Here is a 4,565-nt window from a genome sequence, read left to right as displayed (position 1 = left end):
CTGACCCGGAAGGGGAACCTGCTGATCAAGGGCAGGGGACGCGACTTCGGCGCCGCGCTGGCCGCGCTGCCCGGCGGGGCCGGCCGCTACCGCGCGCTGACCGCCGGCCGCCCCCTGGACGGGCTCCTGGTCGCCGCCCCCGACCAGGGCCTGGTCATGTACGCCCCCGGCGTCCGCGAGACGGGCCTGCGCCTGGGCCGCCTCCGCCAGGTCTCCCAGGGCGCCGGCCTGTACGGCTACACCTTCGGCTGAACACCCCCTGGGCTCTCAGCGGGTGGCAGCAGCACGCGGAACAGGGCCCCCTTGCCCGGCTCCCCCTCGGCCATGATGACGCCGCCGTGCGCCTCGACCAGCGTCGCCGCGATCGACAGCCCCAGTCCGGCCCCGCCCACCCCGCGCGCCGGATCGGCCCGGTAGAACCGCTCGAACACCCGCTCGGCCACCTCCGGCGGGAACCCCGGCCCCTCGTCGGCCACCTCCACCACGGCCCGCTCGCCGTCCACCCCGACGCGCACCTCGAACGGCGTCCCGGGCGGCGTGTGCTGCAGCGCGTTGCCCACCAGGTTCCCGACCACCTGGCCGAGCCGCGACTCGTCGCCGGTCACCAGCACCTCGCCCTCGCCGCCGTCCAGGCGGACCAGCTCGATCCGCCGGTCGGGGGCGAGCGTCTGGGCGTCGATCACGGCGGTCGCGGCCAGGCTGAGCAGGTCCACCGGCCGTCGTGCCAGCTCCCGCCGCTGGTCCAGCCTGGCCAGCAGCAGCATGTCCTCCACCAGCAGGCCCATGCGCGCGGCCTGCCCCTCGATCCGGCTCAGCAGCCGCACGGCCTCGGCCAGGTCCTTCTCCTCCCCCAGCCGGAACAGCTCGGCGAACCCCCTGATCGAGGTGAGCGGCGTGCGCAGCTCGTGCGAGGCGTCGGCCATGAACCGGCGCATGACCTCCTCCGAACGCCGTGCCGCCGTCGCCGACTCGCGCGCCGACTCGGCCGCCGCCTCCCGCTCGCGCACCGCCGACTCGATCTGGGCGAGCATGCCGTTGAGCGAGCGGCCCAGCTTGCCGACCTCGGTGGTGCTCGCCCACATCGGCACCCGGCGCGACAGGTCGCCGCCCGCGATGTCCCTGGCGGTGCGGCCGATCTCGCGCAGCGGGCGCAGGCTCCGCCGTACCAGCCAGTAGCAGGCGACGCCCAGCACGGCCAGCGTGCCGCCGCCGGCGAAGGCCACGATGAGGGCGAGCCTGGCCACCGTGCCCTCGACGTCGCCGAGGCTGATGGCGATCACCCGGCTGTCGCCGTCGCGGGCCGGGACGGCGACCACCCGCCAGTCCGGCCCGCCGGACGCGCGCGACTCGACGGTGAACGGCCGCCCGCCGCGCGCGGCGACGTCCGCGCCGGTCAGCCGGGGCAGCTTGGGCGTGTGCTCCTCGGTGGACTCGCTCATCACCCGTACGGTGGCGCCGCCCGCGTCCACCAGCACCGAGTGGAACAGCCCGAAGAACCGCTGCGGCTGCCGCCCGGCCGGCCACGCCTCGGGCGGCGGCGGGTCGCGCGGCGCGGCGGCCGCCACCAGTTGCCGGTCCACCCGCTCGACCAGGTATCCGCGCAGCAGCCGCACGGCGAACAGGCCGGTCACCGTGATGGCGAGGGTGACCAGCAGCAGCGTGGCCGAGACCAGGCGCAGCCAGAGCGGGGCGCGGGCGAGGTGCTTCCTCATATGCGCGGCGGGCGCAGGATGTAGCCGACCCCGCGCAGCGTGTGCAGGTACTTCCGGTCGCCGGTGTCGATCTTGCGCCGCAGGTACGACACGTACGACTCGACCAGCCCCACGTCGGTGCGCCAGTCGCCGTTCCAGACGTGGTCGAGGATCTGCGTCTTGGACAGCACCCGGCCGACGTTCAGCATGAAGTAGCGCAGCAGCCGGAACTCCGTCGGCGACAGCCGCACCGGGACGCCGTCGCGCCAGACCTCGTGGCTCTCCTCGTCCAGCTCCAGGTCGGCGACGCTCAGCCTGTGGGGCGGCGGCGCGCCCCTGCGGGTCCTGCGCAGCACCGCCCGGATCCGGGCGATGACCTCCTCCAGGCTGAACGGCTTGGTCACGTAGTCCTCGCCGAGGCCGAGACCGGTGATGCGGTCCTCCGGCGTGTCCTTGGCGGTCACGAACAGCACCGGGACCCGGCGGCCGCGGGACCGCAGCCTTCCCGCGACCGCCAGGCCGTCGATGTCGGGCAGCATCACGTCGAGCATCACCAGGTCGGGCGTGCTCTCCTCGGCCACCCGCAGCGCCTCCCGCCCGTCGGCGGCGGTCAGCACCTCGAACCCGGCCATGCGCAGGCCGGCCGAGAACAGCTCCCTGATGTTGGGCTCGTCGTCGACCACCAGCAGCCTGGCCTCGGGCTGGTTCATCGCGGGCCCCCTCCCGGCGTGCCCTGGGCGCCCTGGGTGCCCTGGGTGATGGCGGTCGCGGTGACCGAGCCGTCGCCGGACTGCTGACCGCGCACCACGACGGTGGTGCCGGCGGCCAGGTCGGCGACCTTGCCGGGTTTGGAGATCTGGACCGTGGTCTGGTCGCTGGTGGTGACCGTCACCGTGGCGCCGTCCATGGTTCTGACGTAGATCTTGTCGCCGTCGACCTTCTGGACGGTGCCGACCGTGCCGCCGCCCATGCGCTGCCCGAACCCGCCGTTCTGGGCGCCGTTCTGGGCGCCGTTGCCGCGCTGGGCGTAGCCGCCGCCGGGGAACTGGCCGTTCGTACGCCCGAGCTGCGCGGCGGCCGGCGCGGCGTCGGACGTGCCGAACAGCTTGCCCGCCTGGATGCCGATGAGCACACCGGCCACCAGCACCACCCCGGCGGCCAGCCCGAGCGTCAGCTTCGAGACGCCGCCGCGCGGCCGGACGGCGAGCTCCTCCCCCAGGTCGTCGGGGAAGGGCGAGGAGTCGAGCCGGTCCATGTCTTTCTCCTTACTCATGCCGCCTACTCGTGCCGCAGGGCCTGGATCGGCCGCAGCTTGGCCGCCCTGTTGGCGGGATAACTGCCGAAGAACAGCCCGATCCCCACCGACACGCCGAGCGCCAGCGCGACGGACGACGGCACGAGGACCGGCTCGATGCCGGCCACGGTGAACCGGGTGCCGACGAAGGCCACCAGCACCCCGAGCAGCCCGCCGACCAGGCTGAGCAGGGTGGCCTCCATCAGGAACTGGCCCAGGATCGCGCTGCGCGGCGCGCCGATCGCCTTGCGGATGCCGATCTCCCGGGTCCGCTCGGTCACGGTGACCAGCATGATGTTGGTGATGCCGATGCCGCCCACCAGCAGCGAGATCGCCGCCACCGCCCCGAGCAGCACGGTGAACGTGCCGGTGGCCTCGCTCACCGTCTCCTGCAGGGTGGCCTGGTTGAGTATCCGGTAGTCGGGATTGCCGTCGGTGATGCCGTGCCGCTGGTTCAGGACGGCGGTCACCTCCGACTGCGCCGCCGTGGTGGCACCGGCCCCGGTGGCCTGCACGACGATCGAGTCCAGCGAGCCGAACCCGCTCAGGCTCTGCTGCACGGCGGGCAGCGGCGCCACGGCCACGTCGTCGGCGTCCTGCATGCCGGTGGAGCCGCTCTCCTTGAGCACCCCCACCACCGTGAACGGCACCCCGGACACGCTGACCTGCCGGCCGATCGGGTCCACCGCGCCGAACAGCTCTTCCACCACCGTCTGGCCGAGCACCACGACCTTCCTGGCGGCCAGCACGTCGTCGTTGAAGAAGTACGTGCCCTTGGCCACCGGCTTGTTCATGGCCTCGAAGTAGCTGGGGTAGGTGCCGACGAACTGCGCGATCGTGTGGCTGGCGGCGCCGTAGGCGGCGGTGGCGGAGTTGGCGCCGACCACCGGCGAGACGGACCTGACCGACGGCGCGAGCGTCCGGTCGGTGAGCGCCTTGGCGTCGGCCAGGCTGAGCTGCCTGGCCTGCGTGCGCGGCCCGGTGTTGCCGCCGCCGCCCGGCGCGCGCCCGCCGAAGCCGCCCCCGCCGCCGCCCCCGCCCGAGAAGGACGGGGAGATCGTCAGCGTGTTGGCGCCGAGGCGCTGGATGTTCTTCTGGATGCTCTGCGAGGAGCCCTCGCCGACCGCCACCAGCAGGATGACCGCGGCGACGCCGATGAGGATGCCCAGGGTGGTCAGGGCGCTGCGCATCTTGTTGGCCAGCAGGCCGCGCAGCGCGAAGCGGAGGATCTCAAGCTGGTTCACTGGCCGCCGTCCTCGGGGGTGGTCCGTCGACCGGCGCCTGGCGGCGGTCCTCCACGATCTCGCCGTCCACCAGCCGGATCACCCGTTTGGCGTGCGCGGCCACGTCGTCCTCGTGGGTGATGAGCACGATCGTGCGTCCGGACTCGCTCAGCCGGTCGAGGATCCGCAGCACGTCGCGGGTGGAGGCGGTGTCCAGGTTGCCGGTGGGCTCGTCGGCCAGCAGCAGCGCGGGGGCGGTGACCAGCGCCCTGGCCACGGCCCCCCCGGCGGGTGGCCCCCGGGGAGGGGGGTGGGCGCCGGGCCCCCCCCGGCGGGGGGCCCCCCCGGGAACCCCCG

The 4,565-nt window shown here is 74.0% G+C and carries 5 protein-coding genes and 1 pseudogene; 1 reads left to right on the top strand and 5 read right to left on the bottom strand.

What is annotated here, in order from left to right:
- Positions 1–252, top strand: a pseudogene (locus ACWCSD_RS48290) (hypothetical protein); the annotation flags it as partial.
- Here ACWCSD_RS48290 and ACWCSD_RS48285 read toward each other — a convergent pair.
- The 5 genes from ACWCSD_RS48285 to ACWCSD_RS48265 are packed head-to-tail and all read right to left on the bottom strand — an operon-like array spanning position 237 to position 4,485.
- Complete coding sequence (locus tag ACWCSD_RS48285; protein WP_397164228.1) at positions 237–1,712, bottom strand: sensor histidine kinase; 1,476 nt, start codon at positions 1,710–1,712, stop codon at positions 237–239. The pseudogene ACWCSD_RS48290 and the gene ACWCSD_RS48285 sit on opposite strands and share 16 nt — an antisense overlap.
- Positions 1,709–2,401, bottom strand: coding sequence for a response regulator transcription factor (locus ACWCSD_RS48280; RefSeq protein WP_449925827.1), 693 nt, complete (start codon positions 2,399–2,401; stop codon positions 1,709–1,711). Before ACWCSD_RS48280 ends, ACWCSD_RS48285 begins: the two co-directional genes overlap by 4 nt.
- Positions 2,398–2,964 (bottom strand): hypothetical protein, encoded by a 567-nt coding sequence (locus ACWCSD_RS48275; RefSeq protein ID WP_449925824.1) that lies wholly within the window; start codon positions 2,962–2,964, stop codon positions 2,398–2,400. The genes ACWCSD_RS48280 and ACWCSD_RS48275 overlap by 4 nt, the downstream gene beginning before the upstream one ends.
- A 5-nt stretch (positions 2,965–2,969) precedes the next feature.
- On the bottom strand, positions 2,970–4,229 hold the full coding sequence (locus ACWCSD_RS48270) for an ABC transporter permease (RefSeq protein WP_449925821.1): 1,260 nt from the start codon (positions 4,227–4,229) through the stop codon (positions 2,970–2,972).
- On the bottom strand, positions 4,216–4,485 hold the full coding sequence (locus tag ACWCSD_RS48265) for a hypothetical protein (protein WP_449925819.1): 270 nt from the start codon (positions 4,483–4,485) through the stop codon (positions 4,216–4,218). Before ACWCSD_RS48265 ends, ACWCSD_RS48270 begins: the two co-directional genes overlap by 14 nt.
- Between the last annotated feature and the right edge of the window lie 80 nt (positions 4,486–4,565).

This window comes from Nonomuraea sp. NPDC001684, assembly GCF_053596515.1.
The sequence above is the reverse complement of the archived record's forward strand: the minus strand, read 5'-3'. Positions and strand labels throughout refer to the sequence as shown.

What these genes read in the sequence shown, in the direction of transcription:
- ACWCSD_RS48285 (WP_397164228.1), bottom strand. Translation starts at nt 1,712, where the DNA reads ATGAGGAAGCACCTCGCCCGCGCCCCGCTCTGGCTGCGCCTGGTCTCG.
- ACWCSD_RS48275 (WP_449925824.1), bottom strand. Translation starts at nt 2,964, where the DNA reads ATGAGTAAGGAGAAAGACATGGACCGGCTCGACTCCTCGCCCTTCCCC.
- ACWCSD_RS48280 (WP_449925827.1), bottom strand. Translation starts at nt 2,401, where the DNA reads ATGAACCAGCCCGAGGCCAGGCTGCTGGTGGTCGACGACGAGCCCAAC.